Genomic DNA, 23,012 nt, shown 5'->3' on the forward strand with positions numbered 1-23,012 from the left:
GGATGGGGGGAGGAGGAGGGGGGGGGTTGGTTCCGGTGCGGTGGTCGGCGAGAGGGCATCGAATGTGGGTGCTGTGTCTGTGGGAGGCTCTCCCTCTCCCCCCCCCCCGGGCCGGGCGCCCCAGCGGGCCAGCTCGCCGAAGGCGATGAGGACGCCGAAGGCCAGGGCGTTGGCGGGTTCGTCGAGGCCGTGCCAGAGGGTGAGGCCGAGGGCGGTGAGGGTGAGCAGGAGGGCGGCGCCGTGGACGGCCCTGGTGGTGGTGCGCGCGGCCCTCGTCGGGGCGGCTTTCGCCGGGGCGGCCGTCACAGGGGCGGCCTTCCGGCGGGCCGCCGGTCGGGGCGGCCGTGGGGCTCCGCGGGGTCCGGGGCCGTCGGCGGCGAGTCCCGGGGGGCCGGGACGGCGGGCTCGTGGGCGGTGACCTCCGGCCGCCAGCCGTGCTCGTGGAGCGCCCGGGTGAGCGCGTCGACCATGCGCGGGTCGAAGTGGGTGCCCGCACAGCGCCGCAGTTCGGCGAGGGCCGTCTCCACGGGCCGGGCACGGCTGTAGGAGCGGGTGGAGGTCATGGCGTCGAAGGCGTCGGCCACGGCGACCACGCGCGCGTACTCGGGGATCTCGTGGCCCTTGAGGCCGTACGGGTAACCGGAGCCGTCCATGCGTTCGTGGTGGTGGAGGATCGCGGTGCGGGCCTCGCCGAGGAAGCCGATGCCGCGGACCATCTCGTGCCCGTACTCGGGGTGGAGTTCGATGACCCGGCGCTCGTCGGGGGTGAGCGGCCCGTCCTTGCGCAGGACGCGGGTGGGGACGCCGAGTTTGCCGACGTCGTGGAGGATGCCGGCGAAGCGGACGACCTCCAGGCGGGGTTCGTCCATGCCGAGCTCACGGGCGATCAGGACGGAGGCGTGTCCGACGCGTTCGCTGTGGCCGCGGGTGTAGCGGTCCTTGATGTCGACGGCCTGGACGAGGGCCCTGATGGTGGCCTGGTGGGCGGCGCGCTCCCGGTGGTACTGGGCGAAGCCCCAGCAGGAGATGTACATGGGGAGCAGGACGAAGAGGGCGGCCGGTGGGCCGTAGCTGCTGCGCCAGAGGACGGCCATCATCAGGCCGGCCAGACCGTGCACGGCGTGCGGGGCCAGGGCGCGGCCGAGCAGCCCGCGCCACGCGGTGCGCAGCGGGAACTGTTCGGCGGTGGCGCGGATGGCGCCGTCGAGGGCGGTGAGGACCAGGCAGAAGGCGAGGGCCGCGGCTCCGGCCGGCAGGAGCACGTACGGGAAGTCGGGGACGTCCGGGCCCAGTCCCAGCGCGTCGGGGCAGCGCAGGGCCTCGGCGGTCCGGGCGGCGGCCCAGACGGCGAGGGCGAGCTGGGCGGCCCGCCAGGCCCGGCGCAGGGCGAAGGGCGGGCGCTCGACGCGGGCGAGCACGGCGCCGGGCAGGGCGGTGAGCGCGGCGGCGGCGGGCGGCAGCAGCAGGGCGGCGGCGAGCAGGACGGGGAAGAAGGAGCCGGTGCCGGGGGGCGCGGGACCGCCGTCGGGGCCGCCGAGGACCCGGCCGGTGAGCCGGCAGCGGACCGGCAGCTCGCAGACCGGGTAGAGGGTCGCGAGCAGCAGCACCGTCGGCCAGGGCGTGCCGGGGCGTAAGGCGGGCAGGGTGACCGCGGCGGCGGCCAGCAGGGCACAGCCGATGAACACGCGTGCCGTTCGCGGGACCACCATCACGCCCGCCACGCTAGCGAGTCGGGTTCCGTGGAGCGGCCGGGCCCGGGCGATTCGCACCATCGGGTGATACAAGCCGATGGGCAGATAGACAGACCGGGAGCCGGGCGAGGTGCTCGCCCGGCTCCCGGTACGCGTCCTGCTGCTACTGCTCCTGCGGGGTCGCGGACGGAGCGGCCACGTCCTGCTCGGGCACGAGGTGGCCCGAGCGGATCAGCTCGATCCGGCCCATCACCTTGGCGCGCAGGTCGACCGGCACGTCGTCACTGCCGCAGCAGCGCTTGACCAGCTTCTTCACGGCCTGTTCGAGGCCGTACTTCTCCAGGCACGGGGAGCACTCCTCGAAGTGCACCTCGAACTTGGTGCATTCACCGTCGGGCATCTCTCGGTCGAGGAACTCGTAGAGATGGTCCAGGACCTCTGAGCAGTCCGTCTCGTGCGGGTCTCCGCAGCTCATGAGCCCGAGCCTTTCAGATCGTGCGACGACTCACCGGCGCCCGCGGGAACCAGCCCGCGGTCGCGGGCGTAGTCCTCGAGCATGCCGCGCAGCTGGCGGCGGCCCCGGTGCAGTCGGGACATCACCGTACCGATGGGTGTCCCCATGATGTCCGCGATCTCCTTGTACGCAAAGCCCTCTACGTCGGCGAGATAGACGGCGATGCGGAACTCCTCGGGGATCGCCTGCAGCGCTTCCTTCACGTCGGAGTCCGGCAGGTGGTCGAGGGCCTGGGACTCCGCGGACCGCAGTCCGGTCGACATGTGCGACTCGGCGCGGGCGAGCTGCCAGTCCTCGATCTCCTCGGCAGCCGAGCGCTGGGGCTCACGCTGCTTCTTCCGGTACGAGTTGATGAAGGTGTTCGTGAGGATGCGGTACAGCCACGCCTTCAGGTTCGTGCCCTCGCGGAACTGGTGGAAGGAGCCGTACGCCTTCGCGTAGGTCTCCTGCACCAGGTCCTCGGCGTCCGCGGGGTTGCGCGTCATGCGCAGCGCGGCCGAGTACATCTGGTCGAGGTAGCCGAGGGCGTCCCGCTCGAAGCGCGCGTTGCGCTCCTCGGTCGTCTCCTCGGGGCCTTCGTCGGTCCCTGTGTCGGTCCCAGTGACCGGACCCACCTCCTCCAGCGCTGCGGCGAACCCGAACGCGGACCCGCTCGCTTCGGAGGATAGACGAGGAACCGCTCCGTCCGCCGCCCGAATAGGCGTGCCCTTGGGCGCAGGCAGTACCGTCCAGTCCAGGTCAGCGGCCTGCGGGCGCTGCGGGCAGATGGTCGAACCCATGCGACGGACTCCCTCTTCCTTGCTCTCCGGTACCGACGTCCCTCACAACAGTGGTCCCGCACTCAACATTCCCGGTGCGGCCGCGCGGTCAGCGAAGTGACGCGATCCACGCCGTGACCTCGCGGACGATCACGTCCAGGGCCTCTTCCTGGGTGATGGCGGCCCGCTTGGGCACGGCGAAGCCGTGGTCGCCGTACGGGACCTCGACGAGGGTGTGGTCACCGGGCGGGAACTCGGCGGGTTTCCCGAACGGGTCGTTGCCGCCCTGGACGACGAGGGTCGGCACACCGGAGCCGCGTAGTTCGTCACCTCGGGACTTCTCGGGCCGGCCCGGCGGGTGCAGCGGGAAGCTCAGCGCGAGGACGGCGCTCGCGCCGAGCTCGCGGGCGGTGCGGCAGGCGACCCGGGCGCCGGCGCTGCGCCCGCCGGCGATCACCGGCAGGCCCGGCGCGGCGAGCGCCGGCCACAGGCCGCGCCACCCGGTGTCCAGGGTCTTCGGTGCGGGCGCGACCTTCTTGCCCGCGACCCGCCAGGGCTGCTCGACCAGGGCGACGGTCACGCCTTCGGCGGGCAGGGCCGCGGCCAGGGCCCGCAGGTCACGGGCCTCGATGCCGCCGCCCGCGCCATGGCTCACGGCGAGCACGGTCCACGGCTTCTTCGCGGCGTGCCAGGTGATCCGGGCGTCCCCGGCGTCGGTCGGAACGGTCTCGCTCTTCGTCACGGTCACCCGCCCATCCTGCCCCGGCCGGCCGCCGGAAGCCGGTCTCCACGACGGCGTCGCCGGCCCCGCCCCTCAGAAGAGCGTCGCCACCTCCGGGCCCTCCAGCTCCGTCAGCAGCTCGGGCCCGTTGTTCCGTACGTTGCTGACGGCGGTCGCCACCGGGTAGGCCCGCATCAGGCCCTCCGGCGGCGGGGCGAGCAGCGAGCGCAGCTCGTCGAGGCCGGTGCGGGACGGGTCCAGCCAGGCGTCCCAGCGGTCGGGGGTCAGCATCAGCGGCATCCGCGGGTGGATGTCGGCGAGCGAGCGCGGGCCCTCGGCCGGGGCCACGCCCAGCGGGCCGGTCTCGGCCTCGGTGGTGACCACCGAGCAGGTCACCCACCAGGCCTGCGGGTGGTCGTCGGGCAGGGTGCGGTCCCGCCAGAACTCGTAGATCCCGGCCATGGCGAAGACCGAGCCGTCGGCGGGGGTCACGAAGTACGGCTGCTTCCGGGGCCGCTTCTTCCTGCCCTCGACCTCCAGCTCCCGCTCCTCGGCCGCGGTCACCCACTCGTAATAACCGTCGGCGGGCAGGATGCAGCGGCGGGCCGAGAAGGCCTTCTTGAAGGAGGGCTTCTCGTGCAGGGTCTCCGCGCGGGCGTTGATCATCCGGGCGGCGCCCTCCGGGCTCTTCGCCCAGGACGGCACGAGTCCCCACTTCAGGACCCGCATCTGGCGAACCGGCCGCCGTGATTCCGCGTCTTTCAGGGGGCGCTCCAGGATCGCGTAGACCTCCTTGGTGGGGGCCACGTTCCAGTCGGGGGCCAGGGTCTCCTCGGGCTCCCACTTCTCGACCTCGAAGGCGTCCACCAGGTCCTCGGGGCGCCTGCTCGCCGCATACCGTCCGCACATAAGTGCCACACTGCCACGTCCCACCCGTCGTCCACCGAGGAGCCCGTCAACACCATGAGCCCCGAACTCGACCTCCTCGGCACCCAGCCGGCGCCGGCGACGTGGATCGTGGTCGCCACGGCGGTCGCCGCCCTCGCCGCGGTCGTCCCCCGCCCCATATGGCGGCTGTCCAGGAACGCGATCACCATCGCCCACGAGGGCGGCCACGGTCTGGTCGCGCTGGTCACCGGCCGCCGCCTGCAGTCGATCCGGCTGCACTCGGACACCAGCGGGCTGACCGTCTCGCGCGGCCGGCCGACCGGCCCCGGCATGATCCTCACGGCCGCCGCGGGCTACACGGCCGCCCCGCTGCTCGGGCTCGGCGGCGCCGCGCTGCTCGCCTCGCACCACGTGACGCTGCTGCTCTGGCTGGCCACGGCCCTGCTCCTCGCTCTCCTGGTGATGGTGCGCAACGCTTACGGGATCTTCACCGTCCTGCTGACCGGCGCCCTGTTCCTCCTGGTGTCCTGGCTGGCGGGACCGGACGTCCAGTCCGTGTTCGCCTACGCGGCGGTGTGGTTCCTGCTGCTCGGCGGGGTCCGTCCGGCGTTCGAACTGCAGGTCAAGCGGCGGCACGGCGGCGCCGGGGACTCCGACGCCGACCAGCTGTCCCGGCTCACCCACGTGCCCGCCGCGCTGTGGCTGTTCTTCTTCCACGCGGTCTCCCTGAGCGCCCTGATCGGCGGCTTCCGCTGGCTCCTGGGGTGGTGACTCCCCCGTAAAGTGAGGGCATGACCGAAAGCTCCGCGTCCACCGATCCCCTCACCGGCCTCTGGCCCGCCCCGTATGCGGGCGGCGCCGTCGACGCCACCGTCACCGTGCCCGGATCGAAGTCGGTCACCAACCGCGCCCTGGTGCTCGCCGCGCTGGCCGCCGAGCCGGGCTGGGTGCGCCGCCCGCTGCGCTCCCGCGACACCGTGCTCATGGCGGAGGCCCTGCGCACCCTCGGCGTCAAGATCGAGGAGGGCGTGGGCCCGGACGGCACGGGCGAGGCCTGGCGGGTCCTCCCGGCCGGACTGCGCGGCCCCGCGGCCGTGGACGTCGGCAACGCGGGCACGGTCATGCGCTTCCTGCCGCCGGTCGCGGCCCTGGCCGACGGCCCGGTCCGCTTCGACGGCGACCCGCGCTCCCACGAGCGTCCGCTGCACGGCGTGATCGACGCGCTGCGCGCGCTGGGCGCCCGCATCGACGACGACGGGCGCGGCGCGCTGCCGATGACCGTGCACGGTGCCGGCGGCCTGGAGGGCGGTGTCGTGGAGATCGATGCCTCCTCGTCGTCCCAGTTCGTCAGCGCCCTGCTGCTCTCGGGCGCCCGCTTCAACCACGGCGTCGAGGTACGGCACGTCGGCGACCGGCTGCCCTCGCTGCCGCACATCCGGATGACGGTCGACATGCTGCGGGCGGTCGGCGCCCAGGTCGACGAGCCCGAGCACGGCGGCCGCCCCGACGTCTGGCGGGTGGCGCCGTCGGCGCTGCTCGGCCGCGACCTGGTGGTGGAGCCCGACCTGTCGAACGCCCAGCCGTTCCTGGCCGCGGCGCTGGTCACCGGCGGCCGGGTCACCGTGCCCGACTGGCCCGAGCGGACCACCCAGCCCGGTGACGCGCTGCGGGAGATCTTCACCGAGATGGGTGGCTCCTGCGAGCTGACCGAGCGGGGCCTGACGTTCACCGGCACCGGCCGGATCCACGGCATCGACGTGGACCTGGGCGAGGTCGGCGAGCTGACCCCGGGCATCGCGGCCGTCGCCGCGCTCGCCGACTCCCCCTCCACCCTGCGCGGCGTCGCCCATCTGCGGCTCCACGAGACGGACCGGCTGGCGGCGCTGACCAAGGAGATCAACGGTCTGGGCGGCGACGTCACGGAGACCGAGGACGGACTGCGCATCGTCCCGCGCCCGCTGCGCGGCGGGGTCTTCCACACGTACCACGACCACCGGATGGCGACGGCGGGCGCGATCATCGGCCTCGCCGTGGAGGGCGTGGAGATCGAGAACGTGGCCACGACGGAGAAGACCTTGCCCGACTTCCCGAGGATGTGGACCGAAATGCTCGGAGTCTGAGCCATGCGGCGTTACGGGAAGCACACCGACGAGGACGACATCCGCCAGCGGCCCAACCGCAAGGGCACCCGTCCGCGCACCACGATCCGTCCGAAGCACGAGGACGCCGAGGAGGGCATGGTCCTCACCGTCGACCGGGGCCGGCTGACCTGCCTCGTCGACGACCGGATCGTGCTGGCGATGAAGGCCCGCGAGCTGGGCCGCAAGGCCGCCGTGGTCGGCGACCGGGTCTCCCTGGTCGGCGACCTGTCCGGCGAGAAGGACACGCTCGCGCGGATCGTGCGGATCGGCACGCGGAGCTCGGTGCTGCGCCGCACGGCCGACGACGACGATCCGTACGAGCGGGTGGTCGTCGCCAACGCCGACCAGCTGGCGATCGTGACCGCTCTCGCCGACCCGGAGCCGCGCCCCCGGCTGATCGACCGCTGTCTGGTCGCGGCCTACGACGGCGGGCTCTCGCCCTTCCTGGTCCTGACGAAGTCGGACCTGGCGCCGCCGTCGGCGCTTCTGGAGCTGTACGGCGACCTGGACATCCCGTACGTCGTGGTGAACCGCGAGGAGCTGTACGACGGCGCGGCGGCGGACCGGGTGCGCGAGCACCTGGGCGGCCGGGTCACCGCGTTCGTGGGGCACTCGGGCGTGGGCAAGACGACGCTGGTGAACGCGCTGGTGCCGGAGGAGCGGCGGCGGGTCACCGGTCACGTGAACGCGGTGACGGGCCGCGGCCGGCACACCACGACCTCGGCGCTCGCGCTGCCGCTGGACAAGGCGGACGGCTGGGTCATCGACACGCCGGGCGTGCGGTCCTTCGGACTGCACCACGTCGACCCGGCCCGGGTCATCCACGCCTTCCCCGACCTGGAGCCGGGCACGGAGGAGTGCCCGCGGGCCTGCAGCCACGACGAGCCGGACTGCGCGCTCGACGCGTGGGTGGCGGAGGGCAAGGCGGACCCGGCGCGCCTGGTGTCCCTGCGCCGGCTGCTCGCGACCCGCGAGCGGCGCGAAGGCGACTGACGAGGCGGCCGGAGGGGCGGCCTGGCGGGCCGCCGACGGCGGCGGCGAGGGCTCGGCCGGCGGCGCGTTCACCCGTATCGCTCACGTTTGCGGGCGCGGGCTGTTGGTAAGTGCATAATCGCACCAAGTGAGACGAAGCAGTCACCGACGGCGTGGGAGGCACTGACGATGGCGTGGCTGCTGGTGGTGGTCGCCGGCCTGCTGGAGACCGGTTTCGCGGTGTGCCTGAAGCTCTCCCACGGCTTCACCCGGCTGTGGCCGACCATCGCCTTCGCGGCCTTCGCACTCGGCAGCTTCGGCCTGCTGACCCTGGCGCTGCGCAAGCTCGACGTGGGCCCGGCGTACGCGGTGTGGACCGGGATCGGCGCGGCGGGGACCGCGATCTACGGGATGGTCTTCCTCGGTGACGTGGTGTCCACGCTCAAGATCGTCTCGATCACGCTGGTGATCGCCGGCGTCATCGGCCTCCAGCTGTCCGGCTCGGCGCACTGAGCCCGCGGCACGCCCGCCGAGGCGACCACGTACGACAGGGCGAGGCGCAGCGTCAGCTCGCAGCCGCGGACGGCCGTCCCGGGTTCCTCCGCGAGCAGGGCCGCGGCCCGGTCCCTCGCCTGGAGCAGCAGTTCGCCCGGCGACGGGACCCCGGCGTCGGCCCGGCGCTGTTCGGGTACGGCGGCGCGGGTCCCGCCGCGCGCGGGCCGCGGAGCGGGCAGCAGCTCGCCCCAGGCACCGGTGAGCAGGGCGCGCATGAGGGGCCGGGCGGCCGCCGCGGCGACGGTCCACTCGGCGACGGCCACGAGCCGGCGTGCGGGCGGTCCCGGCCGGGCGAGTTCGGCCTCGACGCCCCGGAGGTAGAGGTCGGCCTCGCGCCGTACGAGGGCGCGGGCGAGTCCTTCCTTGCTGCCGAACTCGTTGTAGAGGGTCTGCCGGGAGACCCGGGCGCGGGCGGCCACGTCGACCATCCGCACGGCGGACCAGGGCAGCGTGCCGAGGGCCGCGAGGGCCGTGTCGAGCAGGGTCTCTCGGGCAGTCGGCATCGTCGCCTCCCAGCCGGATCGGTTCTGCGCTCAGCGTTGACGGACGGCCACGCACTGTCAAGGGCCGCCGCGGGCCGACGCTTCTTCGGGGGATAGAGTTTCGACCATGGCCGATTACCACGACGATCTGCGTCTCGCCCACGTCCTCGCGGATGCCGCGGACGCGGCCACGATGGACCGGTTCCAGGCACTCGACCTGAAGGTCGAGACGAAGCCCGACATGACGCCGGTGAGCGAGGCGGACCGGGCCGCCGAGGAGCTGATCCGCGGTCAGCTGCAGCGCGCCAGGCCGCGGGACGCGATCCTCGGCGAGGAGTACGGCGTGCAGGGCACCGGCCCGCGCCGCTGGGTGGTCGACCCGATCGACGGCACCAAGAACTACGTGCGCGGCGTGCCGGTGTGGGCGACGCTGATCGCGCTGATGGAGGCCGGCGAGACCGGTTTCCAGCCGGTGGTGGGCGTGGTCTCGGCGCCCGCGCTCGGCCGCCGCTGGTGGGCGGCGAAGGGGCTCGGCGCGTACACCGGCCGCAGCCTGGCCTCGGCGACCCGGATCGGGGTGTCGAAGGTCGGCCGCCTGGAGGACGCCTCGTTCGCGTACTCCAGCCTGACCGGCTGGGAGGAGCGCGGACGGCTCGACGGCTTCCTCGACCTCAGCCGCGCGGTGTGGCGGACCCGGGCGTACGGCGACTTCTGGCCGTACATGATGGTCGCCGAGGGCTCGGTGGACATCTGCGCGGAGCCGGAGCTGTCGCTGTGGGACATGGCGGCCGTCGCGATCGTCGTCCAGGAGGCGGGCGGCACGTACACCGGCCTGGACGGCCGCCACGGCCCGAACAGCGGGAACGCGGCGGCCTCCAACGGGCTGCTGCACGGGGAGCTGCTCAGCTACCTGGGCGGCTGAGCGGGCTCCTGTCCTCCGTGAGGCAATCCGCGCGGACGTCAGCCGAGCTGCCACCACTGGCCGGCGTCGTTGCCGTCGCACGGCGCCATGGAGTTCAGGTAGCCGACTCCGTTGCTCTTCAGGCACCGGCCGGTGACCGCGTTCTGGGCCATCCGCCAGCCGTTGCCGCCGTCGATCAGGCGCCACTTCTGGGCGGGCGCCACCCCGCCCCACGGGCTGTTGAGGCCTTCACGGGTCGCCGACCCCAGCTGCGGGACGGCCAGGTCCTTGGTGCCGCCGGCCTCCAGGACCTTGTCGTAGCCGTGGCTGATCGCGCTGGTGCCGTCGCAGTAGCGCCACACGGACCACGTCTGCGCGGGCGATCCGTTGGGCGTCCAGGTGCCGACCCGCTGGCCGTCCGTCTCGTTGCCGTTCGGCAGGTCGAGTGCGCCGCCGCGGTAGGTCGCCACCTCGGTGCGGGTGGTGACGGTGGGCGGGAGCTCGCCGCACTCGGTGCTCTGTGCGGCCTGCGCGGCCTGCGCGGCCGGGGCGGTCACCACGGCCGCCCCCGCGACGGTCACGGCGACGCCGCAGGCGGCGGCGAGGGTACGGAGGGATCTCATCGTGCTGGTCCTTTCGGTTCCTTGCGGTTCTTGCGGTTCGGATCGGTGTCGTGCGGGTGTCATGCGGTGACCTGGAAGCCGTGCGCCTTGCCGAGGCGCTCCAGCGTGGTGCGGCCCGGCAGGCCGTCGGCGTCCGCGCCGCCGAAGCCGCAGCGCCGCTGCCAGGCGGCGTACGCGGCGACCGTCCTGGTGCCGAAGGAGCCGTCCGCCCACTGCGCGGCCAGCAGTCCTTCGGCGGCGAGGGCCTTCTCCACCGGGAGCACGTCGGCGCGGTGCAGCGCGGCTCCTTGTGCGGCGGCCGGGTCGGTGCGGGCCGCCGCGAGCACGCGGGCGAGGCTGACCACCGACCGCAGGTGGGTCCGCTCCCCCGGCCGGTCCGCGGCCGCGCGTCCGCCGGCCGCGGCGAACAGCGCCGCCGGGTCGATGGCCCCCGGGTCCCAGTGGTCGTTGCCGGGCACGTGGGCGTGGCCGAAGTGGCCTCCCTTGCCCCGCCAGTCCGTACGGGACCGCTCGCGGCCCGCCCACACGTCGGGCACGCCCCAGGACCGGGCGGCCGCCATGATTGCCCGGAGGTTGGGGCCGGGACTCCAGTAGCCAGTGAACGGCTTCGAGGCGCGGGCGAGCACCTCGATCTGCACGCAGACCCGGCCGGTGCGGTTGGTGCGGCTCTCGCCGTCGTTGCGCAGCGCCCGGGCGCTGCGGTCGAGCGGCCCGAACTGGCCGAGCCGGTCGGTGGTGGGGTCGTAGAGGAGGTGGGGTTCGCTGCCCTGCCGGATCAGATACGCGCCGACGGCGTCGAAGGCCGCGTTCCCGGCGCCGCTCTCGGTGGTGTGCCAGACCACGCGGGGCGGCAGTTCCGGGGTGTCCATGGGGCCGCCGATCGTCCCGTCGCCCAGGCGTACGGCGCCGGGGATCCAGACCGTTCCCATCGGCCTCAGCTCCCGAAGGTCTGGACGTAGCGGCCCCAGTTGCCGCGCTGGCGGGGCGCGTAGCCGACGCCGAGGTTGCGGTAGTTGCCGCTGAGGATGTTGGTGCGGTGGCCGGGGCTGTTCATCCACATCTGCATGGCCTCGGGCACGCTGTTGCCCGGGGTGACGTTCTCGGCGCGGGCGGTGTTGCCGGGGTATCCGGCGTCGCTGATGCGGCGGCTGAAGTCGGAGCCGTCGGTGCCGTTGTGCTGGGTGAGGTCGTTGCGCGCCATGTCATCGGCGTGGCGCTGCGCGGCGGCCGAGAGGCGCTCGTCGAGCCGCAGGTCGGGGACGCCGGCCCGGCGGCGCTCCTGGTTGACCATCGCCAGCATCTCGCCCAGGAAGCCGCCCGCGCCCGGCTGGGGCTGCGGCTGGGGCTGGGGCCGACCGCCGCCCTGCTGACCGCCGCCCGTCTGGCCCGCCGGGACGAGCCGCCACAGCTGGCCCTGGTTGGCGGGGTCCCGCCGCCACACGCCGAGCGCCGCGCCCTGCGCGTCGGCGGTGAGGTAGGCGGCGCCCTCGTCGGGGCGGGCGCTGCGCAGGAGGACCCGGCTGTTGCCGGCGTCCTCCAGGTGCCAGCGCTGGTTGTTCCCGCCGTGCTCGCGGACCAGGTGGGTGGCGAAGCGGGAGAAGTCGTAGTCCATCACCATCGCCTGGCCGGGCGCGTGGGTGTTGTGGGTGAGCTGGGTCTCCAGGAGCCAGGAGCCGTTCTCCTTGGCCCAGAACACCCAGCCCTGCGCGTGGGTGCCGTTGGGGGCCCAAGCCTGGATCCGGTTGCCCTCGCTGGCCTGGCTCGCGTTGACGTCGGCGGCCCTGCCGTTGTCGGCGACGAGCGCCCAGACCTGGCCGTTCTGCAGCTGTGTCGTCATGTCGTGATGTCTCCTGTCGTGTCGGTGACCTGACGGGCAGTACGGTCACCGACTCCGGTAGACATCCGGTCAACGCGCGTAGCGGACCCGTCTCAGGGGCGTGGCAGACCGGCGAGCAGCGCCCGTACCGCCGCCGCCTCCTCCGTGATGCCGAGCCGTCCGTACACCTCCGCCGCGTCCTCCAGGCAGGCGCGGGCCTGCCGGGGCCGGCCGAGGGAGGCGAGCGCCGAGCCGAGGGTGTGCAGCAGGGCCGCCTCCAGGGCGGCGCTGGTCTTCCGGGCGAGCGGCAGCGCCGCCTCGGCGGCCTCCGCGGCGAGGGTCGCCCGGCCGGACTCCGAATGCAGCCGGGCGACGAGGTCGCCCGCCGCCGCCTCGAACACGGTGACCTGCAGCCGGGCGAACTCCTCCCGGGCGCCGGTCGCGTGCGCGAGCGCTCCCTCCGGGTCGCCGCACAGCCGCAGCACCCGCGCCAGGTAGTAGCGCCCGGTCGCCGCCGACATCGGCCCGGTGCCGCTCATCAGCCGCGCGCCCCGCTCGGCGGCCCGCCGCGCCTCCTCGAGGCGCCCGGTGTGCGCCGCGTTGAACGCGAACTCCCCCAGCGCGCTTCCCTCCGCCCGCTCGGCCCCGAGCGCCCGGAACACCTCCGCGGCCCGCCCCGCGTGCCCGGCCGCCTCGGCGTGGCGTCCGTGGATCCTGGCCCGTCCGGCGAGGATGATCAGCGCTTTGGCCCGGACCCGGGCGGTGGGGTCGGCCGGACGCCCGCCGCCGGTCGTGCGCCCCGCGACGTGCGGAGCGCCGGCGTGTCGCCCGAGCTCAGTGCAGAGTGCCACCGCGCGCCCGGTCTCGGCCTCGCACTCGTCGTAACGGTTGACGTGCCAGAGCATGTTGCCGCGCACGTACCGCGCGAGTGCCTGGGGCGCGTGGTCGCCGCGGGCGGCGGCGGTGTCGGCGACCCGGGCGGCGAGGGCGGCGATGACGCTGGTCTGGGTGCGCTCGAACAGGACGGAGCCCATCTTGTCGACGAGTTCGGCCGCCTGGGCGAGCGGCAGGGCCGGGTCCTCACAGGCCAGCGCGACGGCGGCGGCGTGCACGGGCGCCTGCTCGCGCATCCAGCGCACGGCGTCGGCGCTGGAGCCGACGGGCCGGCCGGGGCGGGCCACGGGCGTGTCGAGGAGGCTCTGTTCGGCCGGGTCGACCGAGCGGGCGGCGGTGTCGGCGTTGCGGGCGGTCGCCAGGCAGAAGTCGAGCAGCCGGGCGGCGGACGCCGAGCGTTCGGCCGCGCTCTCCTCCTCGGAGAGCCGGTCGCGCGCGTAGGCGCGGACCAGGTCGTGGAAGCCGTAGCGGCCGAAGCCGGGCGAGTGCAGCAGGTTGAGGTCGACCAGTCCTTCGAGGATCTCGTCCGCCTCCGGCTCGGCGCGGTCGAGGAGCGCCGCGGCGCAGGACAGCCCGATGTCGGGCGCGTCGGGCAGCGAGAGGAGCCGGAAGGCACGCGCCGCCTCGGGCGTGAGCCGGTGGTACGACAGGGCGAAGCTGGCCTCGACCGCCCGCTCGCCGTCGTCGAGGGCGGCGAGCCGCCGTTCGTCGCGCAGTCCCTCGGCGAGGGCGGCGAGGGTGAGGCCCGGGTCGGCGGCGAGCCGGGATGCGGCGATCCGTACGGCGAGCGGCAGCCGCCCGCAGGCGGCGACGATCTCCTCGACGCGGCCGGGTTCCGCGGCGACCCGCGCGGGGCCGGCGATCCGGGTGAACAGTTCGGCGGCCTCGTCGGCGGGCAGCGGGTCGACCCGGAGGTGATGGGCGCCGGCGAGGCCGGGCAGCCGGGTGCGGCTGGTGACGAGGACCGCGCAGTCGGCGGAGCCGGGAAGGAGCGGCTCGACCTGTTCGGGGGCGGCCGCGTTGTCGAGGACGACGAGCACGCGGCGGCCGGCGAGCGCCGAGCGGTAGCAGGCCGAACGCTCGGCCGTCCCGGCCGGCACCTCCTCGGCGGCCACGCCGAGCGCGCGCAGGAACTCGGCGAGCACGGCGGACGGTTCACGCGGTGCGCGGTCGGCGCCGCGCAGATCGGCGAAGAGCTGCCCGTCGGGGAAGCGGCCGACCGCCCGGCGGGCCGCGTGCACGGCGAGGGTGGTCTTGCCGACGCCGCCCATGCCGTCGAGCGCGGAGACCACGACGGCCCGGCCGCCGGCGCCCGCGAGCCGGTCCGCGAGCGCGTCGACGGCGGCGCCGCGGCCGGTGAAGTCGGGCAGGTCGGCGGGGAGTTGGGCGGGCCGCGGCCAGGCGGGGCCGGACGTCCCGGCCGCGTCCGCCGGGGCGGGCAGCAGGGACGGGTCGTCGCGCAGGATCCGCAGCTGGAGCCCGGCGGGCGAGTCCGGCCCGGTGTCGTCCGTGCCGCCTTCTCCGGCGGACAGCGTGCCGCGCGCGTCCTCGAAGACGGCCAGGGCCTCGGCGGTACGGCCGGCCCGGTGCAGCGCACGCATGAGCACGGCGACGAGCCGGGGGCGCCCCGGATGCTCCAGACAGAGCGCGGCGGCCTCGGCCGTGAGGCCGGCGCGGTCGGCGAGCTCGGCGTCCAGTTCGAGCCGGTGCTCCAGCGCGGCGAGCCGTTCCCCGGCGAGCCGGGCGCGGACCGCCTCGGCGTGCGGGCCGGTGAGTCCGGCGAGGGGTTCGCCGTCCCACAGCCGGTGTGCGGCGCGCAGCAGTTCGCGTACCTCGCCCGCCCCGCCGCCCGCCGCGCGCAGCCGTGCCGCCTCGTCGAGCAGCCGCCGCCATTCGGCCACGTCCACCACGGCTCCGGGCGCGCGCAGCGCGTATCCGTCGCCGATCCGGACGATCGGCGACTCGGCGAGGTACGGCCGGAACGCGGACCGCAGCCGGTAGACGAGCAGTTGCAGTGCCTTGCGCGGATCGACCGGGGCGGCCCCGTCGCCCCAGATCCCCTCCGCGAGCACGCGGTGGGCGACGGTCCGCCCGGGCGCGTCGAGCAGCACGGCCAGCAGCGCCCGCTGCTGCGGTCGCCCGAGCTCGATCTCCCGCTCCCCGCACCAGGCCCGCGGAGGCCCGAGCAACGCGAACCGCAACTGCCCGGCCCCGCCACCCGGGCCGTCGGCGCCGCGTGGGCGGTGAGAGCCGGCCGGGCCGTAGGTGCGGGTCGGCCCGACGGCGCCGCCTGGGCCGTGAGGGCCGCCCGGGCCGTGAGGGCCGCCCGGCCCGTGATTGCCGGCCGGCCCGTCGGCGCCGCCCGGGCCATGGGAGCCGACCGGCCCGACGGTGCCTCCCGGCCCGACGGCCGCGCCCGACTCCGGCTCCGGCTTCCCCGCGGTTGTCTTGTTCCCCACGTCGCTCATGCCCCCCCGTGACCTCCCCTTTCTCCCCGCCGGCGCGTGACGCGCCCGGGACTCGCGACCCCTCTGAGGGGCGCGATCCGGGCGCCTATGATGCGGCACGCAAGCCGCGACGGACTCATGGCTTACGGGGGTGTCATGGGACGCGAATGCGCCATTCTCGAATTCGCCCTTCTCGGATCGCCTCGCGCGTGGCGCGGCGGGCGGCAGCTTGCGCTCGGGCGGCCGCAGCAGCAGGCGGTGCTGTGCGCGCTGCTGCTCTCGGCCGGGGAGCTGGTGCCCACGCACCGCCTGATCACCGCGGTGTGGGGCGAGGACGAGGAGGACTGGCCCAAGGATCCGGTCGGGCAGATCGGCACGCACGCCCACCGGCTGCGCCGGGCGCTCGACGCGCCGGAGGCCGTGGCCGGTTCCTCCGGCGGCTACCGGCTGGCGGTGCCGCGTGAGGCGGTGGACGTGTTCCGGTACGAGGACGAGACCGCCCGCGCGGTGGCGCTGCTGCGCCAGGAACCGGCGGCGGCACGGGAACTGCTGGCGCGGGCACTCGGGCGGTGGCGCGGCGACGCCCTGGACGGCGTGCCCGGACCGCTCGCGGGGCGGGCGCGGGGGCGGCTGGCCGCCTCGCGGCACGCGGCGGGCATGACGCTGTACGAGGCGGAGCTGGCCCTCGGCCGGCACGCCGAGGCGCTGCCCGCCCTGCGCGACCTGGCGGCGGCGCGCCCGGACGACGAGGAGGCGCACCGGCTGTGCCTGCTCGCGCTGCACCGTTGCGGTCTGCGCGCGGAGGCGCTGGCGCTGTTCGAGGCGCTGCGGGACCGGCTCGACCGGCGGCTCGGGCTCGTTCCGGGCGGGGCGGTGACCGAGCTGTACGGGCGGATCCGGCGCGGTGAACCGGTGCCGCCCACGCCGCCGCGCCGCCCGCTCCGGCCCTGCCAGCTGCCGCCGGACATCCCCGACCTGGTGGGGCGCGCGGCGCAGGTCCGCGAGGCCGAGGGGCTGTTGCGGGCGGCGGACGCGGGCCGCAGCCCGGTGGTGGCGCTCTCGGGGCCGTACGGGACGGGCACCTCGACCCTCGCGGTGCACCTGGCGCACCGGGTGCGGGACGCCTTCCCGGACGGCCAGCTGTACGCGCGCGGCGACGCGGCCGGGGACGTACGGGAGGTGCTGGCGGGGTTCCTGCGCGCGCTGGGCGAGCGGCCCGGCGGGGACGCGGAGGCGGGGGCGCTCGCGGCTCGTTTCCGGGCTGCGCTCGCCGGCCGCCGGGTGCTCGTGCTGCTCGACGGGGTGCCGGATCCGGCACCGTTGCTGCCGGGCGTGGCCGGGTGCGCCGCCCTGGTCGCCGAGACGGGGGCGGAGACGGGCGGGGAGCCGGAGGCGAGGTTCCGCACGGCGGCGGCCCGGCTGTGGATCGGGCCCCTGGAACCGGACGACGCGTACGAGCTGCTCGCCCGGATCGCGGGCGCGGACCGGATCCGGCGGGAGTCGGGGGCGGCGCGGGAGCTGGCCGCGCTGTGCGGGCATCTCCCGGCCCGGCTGCGGGCGGCGGCGACGCGGCTCGCGTCGCGGCCGCAGTGGTCGGTGTCGGACCTGGTCGGCCGGCTCTCGGGGTGAGGTCAGGGCACCGTGACGCACGGCGGCCCCGGCCGGAGAGGGGGTCCGGCCGGGGCCACGTGCTGCCTTCGCCCGGCGTCTGCCGGGCGGCTGCCGGGCTGGGCGTCCGCCTTGCCGAGCGTCTGCCGGGCTGGGCGTCCGCCCTTGCCGGGCGTCAGTACAGATCCGAGTAGATCTTGTCCTCGGTGGTGCTCAGGCTCCGCGCCGTCATTCCGGTGAAGGTGCCGCACCGCTGGTTCGTGTACCAGATGTGCAGGTCCTGCGCCTCGCTGACCTGGAGACAGGCGTACGCGTAACCGCCCTTGTCCCAGCCCCGCGTGGCGCACGCGCGCCCGTCCGCGGCGCGGACGACGAGCCTGCCGTCCCTCTGCATGACCGCCTTGTAGCCGCAGCCGACCGTGTTCGAGGCCCACTTGGGCGTGGCGCGGGACCAGTCGTTCGCGGTGTCCGTGCGGTAGAAGACCAGGTTGCCGTCCTGCTGCATGATCAGGCGCGCGTAGGCGGTGCTGACGTGCCAGCCCGGGTAGAGCGGCTCGTCGTCCCACAGCGTGTGGGTCGGCTCGTCGTACGCGGCCTGGGCCGTGCCCGCTCCGGCCAGCGTCCCCGCGAGTGCGAGGAGTCCGGCTGCCACGACCCCTGCCGTCCTGCGCAGCGCCTTCTTCACGATCATCGTCCCCGTTGCCTTTCCTCGGTCCGGCTTGCGCACCGATCCTCCGAGCCGGCGGTAGACAAACGATGAACGCCCGCTCGGGCGCACGCGTGTGCACCTCAACGCGCCACGCGCGCCCCCTTGTTGGGCCTCCCTCCCGGTGTCACTCTGAGACTCCCCCCTTTGTGAACTTGTGAAAGAGTTCTCGAAGTCACCGAATCGGAGGTGGTTCCCTCCATGCTCGTCCGCGACGCCATGAGCACCGTGATCCTCACCATCGGCCCGGCCCACACCCTCCGTCAGGCCGCGCGGCTGATGTCGGCGCGACGCGTCGGCGCGGCCGTCGTGCAGGACGGTGATGCCGGCGGTTTCGGCATCCTCACCGAACGCGACATCCTCAACGCCATCGGCACCGACCGGAACCCCGACCACGAGACCGCCGACGCCCACACCACCCGGGACGTCGTCTTCGCCGCCCCGACCTGGACCCTGGAGGAGGCCGCGGAGGCCATGACGCGCGGCGGCTTCCGCCATCTCGTGGTGCTCGACGACCACGGCCCGGTCGGCATCGTCTCCGTCCGCGACATCATCCGCTGCTGGCTCCCGGTGCACAGCGCCGCCTGACGTCGCGTCGCCCGACGGCACCGACGTGCGAGAGGGCCGGACCCCCGTACGCATACGGGGGGTCCGGCCCTCTTCACCTACGGCAGCGGCCGTCAGCCACGCAGGGCCTGGACCGCGGCGTCGAGCCGCTTGCCGAAGTCTTCGTCCGCCTTGCGGAAGTTGTCGATCGCGCGCTCGGCGATGTCGTCGCGGGAGACCTTGGCGATGAAACCGGCCAGGTTCCCGACCAGACGGCCCTTCTCGTCCTCCGCCATCAGCCGGTAGAGGTCACCGGCCTGCCGGAAGTCGTCGTCCTCGGCGTGTGCGGGCGTCGGGTGGTCGCCGGTCGCACCGGACACCGGCAGCGGCTCCCACAGCGGGCGGGCGGTCTGCTGCGGGCCGCCGAAGCTGTTCGGCTCGTAGTTCTTCGCGCCGCCGTGCCGGCCGTCGTAGAGGAATCCGTCCCGCGCGTGGGTGCGCGCCTCGGTGGCGTGCGGGCGGTTGACCGGCAGGTGGTCGGCGTTGATGCCGACGCGGTAGCGGTGGGCGTCGCCGTAGGCGAAGAGGCGGCCCTGGAGCATCTTGTCCGGGGACGGGCCGATGCCCGGCACGAAGTGCGCGGGGCTGAAGACCGACTGCTCGACCTCGGCGAAGACGTTCTGCGGGTTGCGGTTGAGCTCCAGCCTGCCGATCTCGATCGGCGGGTAGTCCGCGTGCGGCCACACCTTGGTGAGGTCGAAGGGGTTGAAGCGGTACGTGGCGGCGTCGGCGGCCGGCATGATCTGGACCTGCACGGTCCAGCTCGGGAAGTCGCCGCGCTCGATGGCCTCGCGCAGGTCGCGCTGGTGGGAGTCGGGGTCCACGCCCGCCAGCCGGTCGGCCTCGGCCTGGGTGAGGTTCCTGATGCCCTGGTTGGTCTTGAAGTGGTACTTGACCCAGAAGACCTCGCCGGCCTCGTTGTTCCACTGGTAGGTGTGCGAGCCGTAGCCGTTCATGTGGCGGTACGAGGCCGGGATGCCGCGGTCGCCGAAGAGCCAGGTCACCTGGTGGGTGGACTCGGGGCTCAGGCCCCAGAAGTCCCACACGTTGTCCGCCTCCTGGGAGCCGGTGTACGGGTCGCGCTTCTGGGTGTGGATGAAGTCGGGGAACTTGATGGCGTCCCGGATGAAGAAGACGGGCGTGTTGTTCCCGACGAGGTCGTAGTTGCCCTCCTCGGTGTAGAACTTCAGCGCCCAGCCGCGCGGGTCGCGCACGGCGTCGGCCGAGCCCAGGCTGCCCGCGACGGTCGAGAAGCGCAGGAAGGTCTCGGTCTGCTTGCCGACCTCGGAGAGGAACTTCGCCCGGGTGTACTTCGTGACGTCGGCGGTCACCGTGAAGGTGCCGTAGGCCCCGGCGCCGCGGGCGTGCACCACGCGCTCCGGGATCCGCTCGCGGTTGAAGTGGGCGAGCTTCTCCAGCAGGTGCTGGTCCTGGACGAGGACCGGCCCGCCGATGCCCGCCGTCTCGCTGTTCTGGTTGTCCGCGACCGGTGCCCCGGCCTCCGTGGTGAGCGGTCCCTGCGTCATGGTGCGCCTCCTGTCGTCGCCTTGCCCGACTCGATCCTACGATGGACTTTGTCTAAGTCAAGCCACCATCCAAAGTCACACGGATTCGGGACTCGTCGGCGGTGGCTGTTACCCTGACTCCCATGAGTGACCTGTTGGAACGACTGCGCGGCCGTGGCTGGCGGATGACCGCACAGCGCCGTGTCGTGGCCGAGGTGCTGGACGGGGACCACGTGCACCTGACCGCCGACGAGGTCCACGCCCGCGCCGTGGAGCGCCTGCCCGAGATCTCTCGGGCGACCGTCTACAACACGCTGGGCGAGATGGTCACGCTCGGTGAGGTGCTGGAGGTCGCGACGGACGGCCGCGCCAAGCGGTACGACCCGAACGCGCACCGGCCGCACCAGCACCTGGTCTGCGCCCGCTGCGGCGCGATCCGTGACGTCCACCCGGCCGGTGACCCGCTGGCCGACCTGCCCGACACCGAGCGCTTCGGCTTCACGATCTCGGACGTCGAGGTCACGTACCGGGGCATCTGCCCGAGCTGCGCGACGACCGCCTGACATCTCCACACGCGAAAGCCCCGCCGCATGGCGGGGCTTTTTCGCATCCGCCCGCATGTCGCACGCGCCCGCACCTCGCGTACGCCCAGATGCGGGAACGACGAAGGCCCGGATCGTCGAAACGATCCGGGCCTTCGTGCTACTGAGTAGCGGGGACAGGATTTGAACCTGCGACCTCTGGGTTATGAGCCCAGCGAGCTACCGAGCTGCTCCACCCCGCGTCGGTGAACTCAACATTACGGGACCGTTCGGAGCAGAGCAAATCGATTAGGCGGGTGAAGCATGTGAGCCGCGTTACGTCGTGAGCACGCCGTGACAAAGGCGCGTGCGGTGACACAGGGACGTGCCGTGACACAGAGGCCTCCGGCTCAGGCCGTCAGCTCCTGGTGCAGCGCCTCGCTCAGTCGCGCCGCGCGCTCCGCCACCTCCGCCGGGCCCAGCTCCACCGCACGGTCGCACCAGCGGCGGCCTTCGGTGAGCTCGCCCCGCCGGGCCGCGAGCAGCGCGAGCCGCAGCGCGGCCCTGCCGTGCCCGGCGTGGGCGGCGCGGGTCCACCACAGGGCCGCCTCCCGCTCCGCGCCCTCGCGGGCGAGCAGCAGGCCCAGGTTGAACGCGCCGTTGCGGGAGCCGGCCTCGGCCGCCTCCCGGTACCAGCGGGCGGCCTCCGCCACGTCGCCGCGCCCGGCGGCGAGCATGCCGACCCGCACCTGGGCACGGCGGTGGCCCTGCTCGGCGGCCCGCTCGTACCACTCCTCGCACTCGCTCTTCTCCTCGCGCGGCGCGCCGAGGACGGCCGGACCGGGGGCCGGGCGGCGCGCGTCGAGGACGGTGGCCAGCCGGTAGGCGGCCTCGGCGCTGCCGCCGCCCGCCGCGCACCGCAGATGGCGCTCGGCGGTCTGCTCGTCTCCGTCGCGCAGGCGCGCGATGCCGACCTGGAGGGCGGCCTCGGTGTGCCCGGCGGCGGCGGCCCGCTCGTACCAGGCGAGCGCGGTCCGGTCGTCGTCCCGGCCGGCGTGGAGGATGCCCAGGTTGAAGGCGGCGTCGACGCTGCCGGCCTCGGCGGCCTTGGAGAACCACGGCTCGGCGCCGTTGGCGTCCCCGGCCTGGAGCAGCAGCACGGCGAGCGCGTTGGCCGCCTCGCGGTGCCCGGCGTACGCGGCGCGCCGGTACCACTGCTCGGCCTGCGCGGTGCGCTCCTGGGCGGCGCAGAGCAGCCCGAGGTTGTAGGCGCCGTTCACGTCGCCCGCGTCCATGGCGGCGCGGTACCAGCGCTCGGCGGTCTGCTGCTCGCCACGGGCGGCGTGCAGGGCGCCGAGCGCGTTGGCGGCGTTGCCGTCGCCGTCCTGGGCGGCCCGCAGCCACCACACGGCGGCGCTCTCCTCGTCGCCGGCGTCGCGCAGCAGGAAGGCCAGGGCGCAGGCCGCCTTGGCCTCGCCGTCCTTGGCGGAGGTCAGGTACCAGCGGCCGGCCTCCTTGAGGTCGCCGCGCTTCTCCAGGATCGCCCCGAGGTGCAGGGCGGCCCGCCGGTGGCCGCGCGCCGCGGCCTGCCGGAACCACTGCTCGGCCTCGGCGAGGCCGTCCGCGTCGCCGGTCGGGGCGCCTCCCGCGGCCACGAGCGGCCCCTCGCCGCCGGCCGCCGGGCTCGCGCCGGTGCGGGCGCCCGGGCGGAGCCGGGTGCCGGTGTCGTACGCGTGGGGCCCCCGGGACGGCTCGGTGGCCCGCCGCTCCAGGGCGAGCGCGAGCCGGTACGCGGCCTCGCGGTGGCCCTGTTCGGCGGCGGCGCGCAGCCAGCGCTCGGCGCCGACGTCGCTGCGGTGCTCCAGGAGGTCGGCGAGGGCGTACGCGCCGAGGGCGTGGCCCTGCTCGGCGGCCTGGCGCAGCCAGTACTCGGCGGCGGGTTCGTCGCCGCGCTCCCGGTGGTGCCGGCCGAGCGCGTGGGCGGCGGGGGCGGAGCCGGCGACGGCGGCGACCCGCCACCAGCCGGCGGCCTCGTCCGGGTAGCCGCGCTGGTGCAGCAGGACGCCCAGGTTGTTGGCGGCGGCGCGGTCGCCCTGTGCGGTGGCGCCGCGCAGATAGGGCTCGGCGCCGTCCAGGTCGCCGCGGCGCAGCAGCAGCGCGCCCAGGACGCTCATGGACGCGGCGTCGCCCTTCTCGGCGGCGAGGCGGTGGCGGGCCTCGGTCTCGGCCTCGGTCTCCTGCTCGGCGGTGGTGTCGACGGCCGCACCGACGGCTTCTGCGGCCTCGATGATCTCGTCTGCGGCGTTTCCGGCATGCCGCTGCACAAACCGCCCTGTCTCCAACAGAGTTGCCCTGTCCCCCATAAATACCATCGTCGCACCACCTGCAACCCGCGTACACCTGGTATACCGCAGCCAGTGAGGTCACTTCAGCGTTTTGTCGACATGCCCACAGAGAGACAAGTCAAACACGACTCGCGCCAACTCGCCCCCTCCCTACCGCTCTTCGGGCCGGTCGCGCCCCCGGACACACGGCAAGGGCCCGAATCCTTATGGATCCGGGCCCTCGTCCTGAGTAGCGGGGACAGGATTTGAACCTGCGACCTCTGGGTTATGAGCCCAGCGAGCTACCGAGCTGCTCCACCCCGCGTCGGTAACGCAACG

The 23,012-nt window shown here is 74.4% G+C and carries 21 protein-coding genes, 2 tRNA genes and 1 pseudogene; 8 read left to right on the top strand and 16 right to left on the bottom strand.

Annotated features, from left to right (window positions below; genetic code table 11):
* From ACFWJO_RS29800 to ACFWJO_RS29825, 6 genes and pseudogenes are all read right to left on the bottom strand, one after another.
* Nucleotides 1-306 (bottom strand): annotated as a pseudogene (locus tag ACFWJO_RS29800) (hypothetical protein); the annotation flags it as partial.
* A complete protein-coding gene (locus tag ACFWJO_RS29805; RefSeq protein ID WP_386870073.1) occupies nucleotides 303-1,709 on the bottom strand; it encodes an HD-GYP domain-containing protein in 1,407 nt (468 codons plus the stop codon). The pseudogene ACFWJO_RS29800 and the gene ACFWJO_RS29805, both read right to left, overlap by 4 nt.
* 145 nt (nucleotides 1,710-1,854) lie before the next feature.
* Nucleotides 1,855-2,166: a mycothiol system anti-sigma-R factor gene (rsrA, locus tag ACFWJO_RS29810; RefSeq protein ID WP_384419836.1), complete on the bottom strand. Its 312-nt coding sequence runs from the start codon at nucleotides 2,164-2,166 to the stop codon at nucleotides 1,855-1,857.
* The gene (locus ACFWJO_RS29815) at nucleotides 2,163-2,819 is read right to left on the bottom strand and encodes a sigma-70 family RNA polymerase sigma factor (RefSeq protein ID WP_384419839.1); all 657 of its coding nucleotides are present in this window, start codon (nucleotides 2,817-2,819) and stop codon (nucleotides 2,163-2,165) included. Before ACFWJO_RS29815 ends, rsrA begins: the two co-directional genes overlap by 4 nt.
* A gap of 253 nt (nucleotides 2,820-3,072) precedes the next feature.
* The gene (locus ACFWJO_RS29820; RefSeq protein WP_386870133.1) at nucleotides 3,073-3,705 is read right to left on the bottom strand and encodes an alpha/beta family hydrolase; all 633 of its coding nucleotides are present in this window, start codon (nucleotides 3,703-3,705) and stop codon (nucleotides 3,073-3,075) included.
* Between the two features lie 72 nt (nucleotides 3,706-3,777).
* On the bottom strand, nucleotides 3,778-4,593 hold the full coding sequence (locus ACFWJO_RS29825) for an SOS response-associated peptidase (RefSeq protein WP_386870076.1): 816 nt from the start codon (nucleotides 4,591-4,593) through the stop codon (nucleotides 3,778-3,780).
* 54 nt (nucleotides 4,594-4,647) lie between these two features.
* On the opposite strand from ACFWJO_RS29825, the gene ACFWJO_RS29830 reads away from it, so the two are divergent.
* The 4 genes from ACFWJO_RS29830 (at nucleotide 4,648) to ACFWJO_RS29845 (ending at nucleotide 8,198) form a co-directional block, all read left to right on the top strand.
* Nucleotides 4,648-5,343 (top strand): M50 family metallopeptidase, encoded by a 696-nt coding sequence (locus ACFWJO_RS29830; RefSeq protein WP_384419845.1) that lies wholly within the window; start codon nucleotides 4,648-4,650, stop codon nucleotides 5,341-5,343.
* 20 nt (nucleotides 5,344-5,363) lie between these two features.
* The gene (gene aroA / locus ACFWJO_RS29835; protein WP_386870078.1) at nucleotides 5,364-6,692 is read left to right on the top strand and encodes a 3-phosphoshikimate 1-carboxyvinyltransferase; all 1,329 of its coding nucleotides are present in this window, start codon (nucleotides 5,364-5,366) and stop codon (nucleotides 6,690-6,692) included.
* A gap of 3 nt (nucleotides 6,693-6,695) precedes the next feature.
* Nucleotides 6,696-7,706, top strand: a complete 1,011-nt coding sequence (rsgA, locus tag ACFWJO_RS29840) for a ribosome small subunit-dependent GTPase A (RefSeq protein ID WP_386870080.1) — start codon at nucleotides 6,696-6,698, stop codon at nucleotides 7,704-7,706.
* Nucleotides 7,707-7,874: 168 nt separating this feature from the next.
* Nucleotides 7,875-8,198, top strand: coding sequence for a multidrug efflux SMR transporter (locus ACFWJO_RS29845; protein ID WP_128982996.1), 324 nt, complete (start codon nucleotides 7,875-7,877; stop codon nucleotides 8,196-8,198).
* On the opposite strand, the gene ACFWJO_RS29850 is transcribed toward ACFWJO_RS29845, so the two are convergent.
* Nucleotides 8,090-8,743 (bottom strand): TetR/AcrR family transcriptional regulator, encoded by a 654-nt coding sequence (locus ACFWJO_RS29850; protein WP_386870083.1) that lies wholly within the window; start codon nucleotides 8,741-8,743, stop codon nucleotides 8,090-8,092. The genes ACFWJO_RS29845 and ACFWJO_RS29850 overlap by 109 nt on opposite strands.
* A gap of 106 nt (nucleotides 8,744-8,849) precedes the next feature.
* Here ACFWJO_RS29850 and hisN point away from each other — a divergent pair, with 106 nt between their 5' ends.
* Nucleotides 8,850-9,644: a histidinol-phosphatase gene (gene hisN, locus ACFWJO_RS29855; protein WP_386870085.1), complete on the top strand. Its 795-nt coding sequence runs from the start codon at nucleotides 8,850-8,852 to the stop codon at nucleotides 9,642-9,644.
* Between the two features lie 38 nt (nucleotides 9,645-9,682).
* On the opposite strand, the gene ACFWJO_RS29860 is transcribed toward hisN, so the two are convergent.
* From ACFWJO_RS29860 to ACFWJO_RS29875, 4 genes are all read right to left on the bottom strand, one after another.
* The gene (locus ACFWJO_RS29860; RefSeq protein ID WP_386870087.1) at nucleotides 9,683-10,246 is read right to left on the bottom strand and encodes an RICIN domain-containing protein; all 564 of its coding nucleotides are present in this window, start codon (nucleotides 10,244-10,246) and stop codon (nucleotides 9,683-9,685) included.
* A gap of 59 nt (nucleotides 10,247-10,305) precedes the next feature.
* Nucleotides 10,306-11,175, bottom strand: a complete 870-nt coding sequence (locus tag ACFWJO_RS29865; RefSeq protein WP_386870089.1) for a peptidoglycan-binding protein LysM — start codon at nucleotides 11,173-11,175, stop codon at nucleotides 10,306-10,308.
* Between the two features lie 5 nt (nucleotides 11,176-11,180).
* The gene (locus tag ACFWJO_RS29870) at nucleotides 11,181-12,083 is read right to left on the bottom strand and encodes a CAP domain-containing protein (RefSeq protein WP_386870091.1); all 903 of its coding nucleotides are present in this window, start codon (nucleotides 12,081-12,083) and stop codon (nucleotides 11,181-11,183) included.
* A gap of 92 nt (nucleotides 12,084-12,175) precedes the next feature.
* Nucleotides 12,176-15,157, bottom strand: a complete 2,982-nt coding sequence (locus tag ACFWJO_RS29875; protein WP_386870093.1) for a BTAD domain-containing putative transcriptional regulator — start codon at nucleotides 15,155-15,157, stop codon at nucleotides 12,176-12,178.
* Nucleotides 15,158-15,559: 402 nt separating this feature from the next.
* On the opposite strand from ACFWJO_RS29875, the gene ACFWJO_RS29880 reads away from it, so the two are divergent.
* On the top strand, nucleotides 15,560-17,032 hold the full coding sequence (locus tag ACFWJO_RS29880; RefSeq protein WP_386870095.1) for a BTAD domain-containing putative transcriptional regulator: 1,473 nt from the start codon (nucleotides 15,560-15,562) through the stop codon (nucleotides 17,030-17,032).
* 154 nt (nucleotides 17,033-17,186) lie between these two features.
* Here ACFWJO_RS29880 and ACFWJO_RS29885 read toward each other — a convergent pair whose 3' ends face one another.
* Entirely contained in the window at nucleotides 17,187-17,702 is a 516-nt protein-coding gene (locus ACFWJO_RS29885; RefSeq protein WP_386870097.1) for a hypothetical protein, read from the bottom strand.
* A gap of 216 nt (nucleotides 17,703-17,918) precedes the next feature.
* Between ACFWJO_RS29885 and ACFWJO_RS29890 the strand changes: the two genes are divergently transcribed.
* Nucleotides 17,919-18,305, top strand: coding sequence for a cyclic nucleotide-binding/CBS domain-containing protein (locus ACFWJO_RS29890; protein ID WP_384419859.1), 387 nt, complete (start codon nucleotides 17,919-17,921; stop codon nucleotides 18,303-18,305).
* A 92-nt stretch (nucleotides 18,306-18,397) separates the two neighbouring features.
* Here ACFWJO_RS29890 and ACFWJO_RS29895 read toward each other — a convergent pair whose 3' ends face one another.
* Nucleotides 18,398-19,849, bottom strand: a complete 1,452-nt coding sequence (locus ACFWJO_RS29895) for a catalase (protein ID WP_386870099.1) — start codon at nucleotides 19,847-19,849, stop codon at nucleotides 18,398-18,400.
* Nucleotides 19,850-19,971: 122 nt separating this feature from the next.
* On the opposite strand from ACFWJO_RS29895, the gene ACFWJO_RS29900 reads away from it, so the two are divergent.
* Nucleotides 19,972-20,391, top strand: a complete 420-nt coding sequence (locus ACFWJO_RS29900; RefSeq protein ID WP_386870101.1) for a Fur family transcriptional regulator — start codon at nucleotides 19,972-19,974, stop codon at nucleotides 20,389-20,391.
* 147 nt (nucleotides 20,392-20,538) lie between these two features.
* On the opposite strand, the gene ACFWJO_RS29905 is transcribed toward ACFWJO_RS29900, so the two are convergent.
* From ACFWJO_RS29905 to ACFWJO_RS29915, 3 genes are all read right to left on the bottom strand, one after another.
* Nucleotides 20,539-20,612: transfer RNA gene (locus ACFWJO_RS29905), tRNA-Met, on the bottom strand.
* A 147-nt stretch (nucleotides 20,613-20,759) separates the two neighbouring features.
* Complete coding sequence (locus ACFWJO_RS29910) at nucleotides 20,760-22,721, bottom strand: tetratricopeptide repeat protein (protein ID WP_386870103.1); 1,962 nt, start codon at nucleotides 22,719-22,721, stop codon at nucleotides 20,760-20,762.
* A gap of 203 nt (nucleotides 22,722-22,924) precedes the next feature.
* Nucleotides 22,925-22,998 (bottom strand) — tRNA-Met (locus ACFWJO_RS29915).
* Between the last annotated feature and the right edge of the window lie 14 nt (nucleotides 22,999-23,012).

This window comes from Streptomyces sp. NPDC127092, assembly GCF_042722475.1.
Lineage (GTDB): Bacteria > Actinomycetota > Actinomycetes > Streptomycetales > Streptomycetaceae > Streptomyces.

Coding starts and splice junctions, on each gene's coding strand:
- rsrA (WP_384419836.1), bottom strand. CDS start 2,166: ATGAGCTGCGGAGACCCGCACGAGACGGACTGCTCAGAGGTCCTGGAC.
- ACFWJO_RS29910 (WP_386870103.1), bottom strand. CDS start 22,721: ATGGTATTTATGGGGGACAGGGCAACTCTGTTGGAGACAGGGCGGTTT.
- hisN (WP_386870085.1), top strand. CDS start 8,850: ATGGCCGATTACCACGACGATCTGCGTCTCGCCCACGTCCTCGCGGAT.
- ACFWJO_RS29890 (WP_384419859.1), top strand. CDS start 17,919: ATGCTCGTCCGCGACGCCATGAGCACCGTGATCCTCACCATCGGCCCG.
- ACFWJO_RS29805 (WP_386870073.1), bottom strand. CDS start 1,709: ATGGTGGTCCCGCGAACGGCACGCGTGTTCATCGGCTGTGCCCTGCTG.
- ACFWJO_RS29845 (WP_128982996.1), top strand. CDS start 7,875: ATGGCGTGGCTGCTGGTGGTGGTCGCCGGCCTGCTGGAGACCGGTTTC.
- rsgA (WP_386870080.1), top strand. CDS start 6,696: ATGCGGCGTTACGGGAAGCACACCGACGAGGACGACATCCGCCAGCGG.
- ACFWJO_RS29850 (WP_386870083.1), bottom strand. CDS start 8,743: ATGCCGACTGCCCGAGAGACCCTGCTCGACACGGCCCTCGCGGCCCTC.
- ACFWJO_RS29880 (WP_386870095.1), top strand. CDS start 15,560: ATGGGACGCGAATGCGCCATTCTCGAATTCGCCCTTCTCGGATCGCCT.
- ACFWJO_RS29885 (WP_386870097.1), bottom strand. CDS start 17,702: ATGATCGTGAAGAAGGCGCTGCGCAGGACGGCAGGGGTCGTGGCAGCC.
- ACFWJO_RS29825 (WP_386870076.1), bottom strand. CDS start 4,593: ATGTGCGGACGGTATGCGGCGAGCAGGCGCCCCGAGGACCTGGTGGAC.
- ACFWJO_RS29895 (WP_386870099.1), bottom strand. CDS start 19,849: ATGACGCAGGGACCGCTCACCACGGAGGCCGGGGCACCGGTCGCGGAC.
- ACFWJO_RS29860 (WP_386870087.1), bottom strand. CDS start 10,246: ATGAGATCCCTCCGTACCCTCGCCGCCGCCTGCGGCGTCGCCGTGACC.
- aroA (WP_386870078.1), top strand. CDS start 5,364: ATGACCGAAAGCTCCGCGTCCACCGATCCCCTCACCGGCCTCTGGCCC.
- ACFWJO_RS29865 (WP_386870089.1), bottom strand. CDS start 11,175: ATGGGAACGGTCTGGATCCCCGGCGCCGTACGCCTGGGCGACGGGACG.
- ACFWJO_RS29830 (WP_384419845.1), top strand. CDS start 4,648: ATGAGCCCCGAACTCGACCTCCTCGGCACCCAGCCGGCGCCGGCGACG.
- ACFWJO_RS29870 (WP_386870091.1), bottom strand. CDS start 12,083: ATGACGACACAGCTGCAGAACGGCCAGGTCTGGGCGCTCGTCGCCGAC.
- ACFWJO_RS29900 (WP_386870101.1), top strand. CDS start 19,972: ATGAGTGACCTGTTGGAACGACTGCGCGGCCGTGGCTGGCGGATGACC.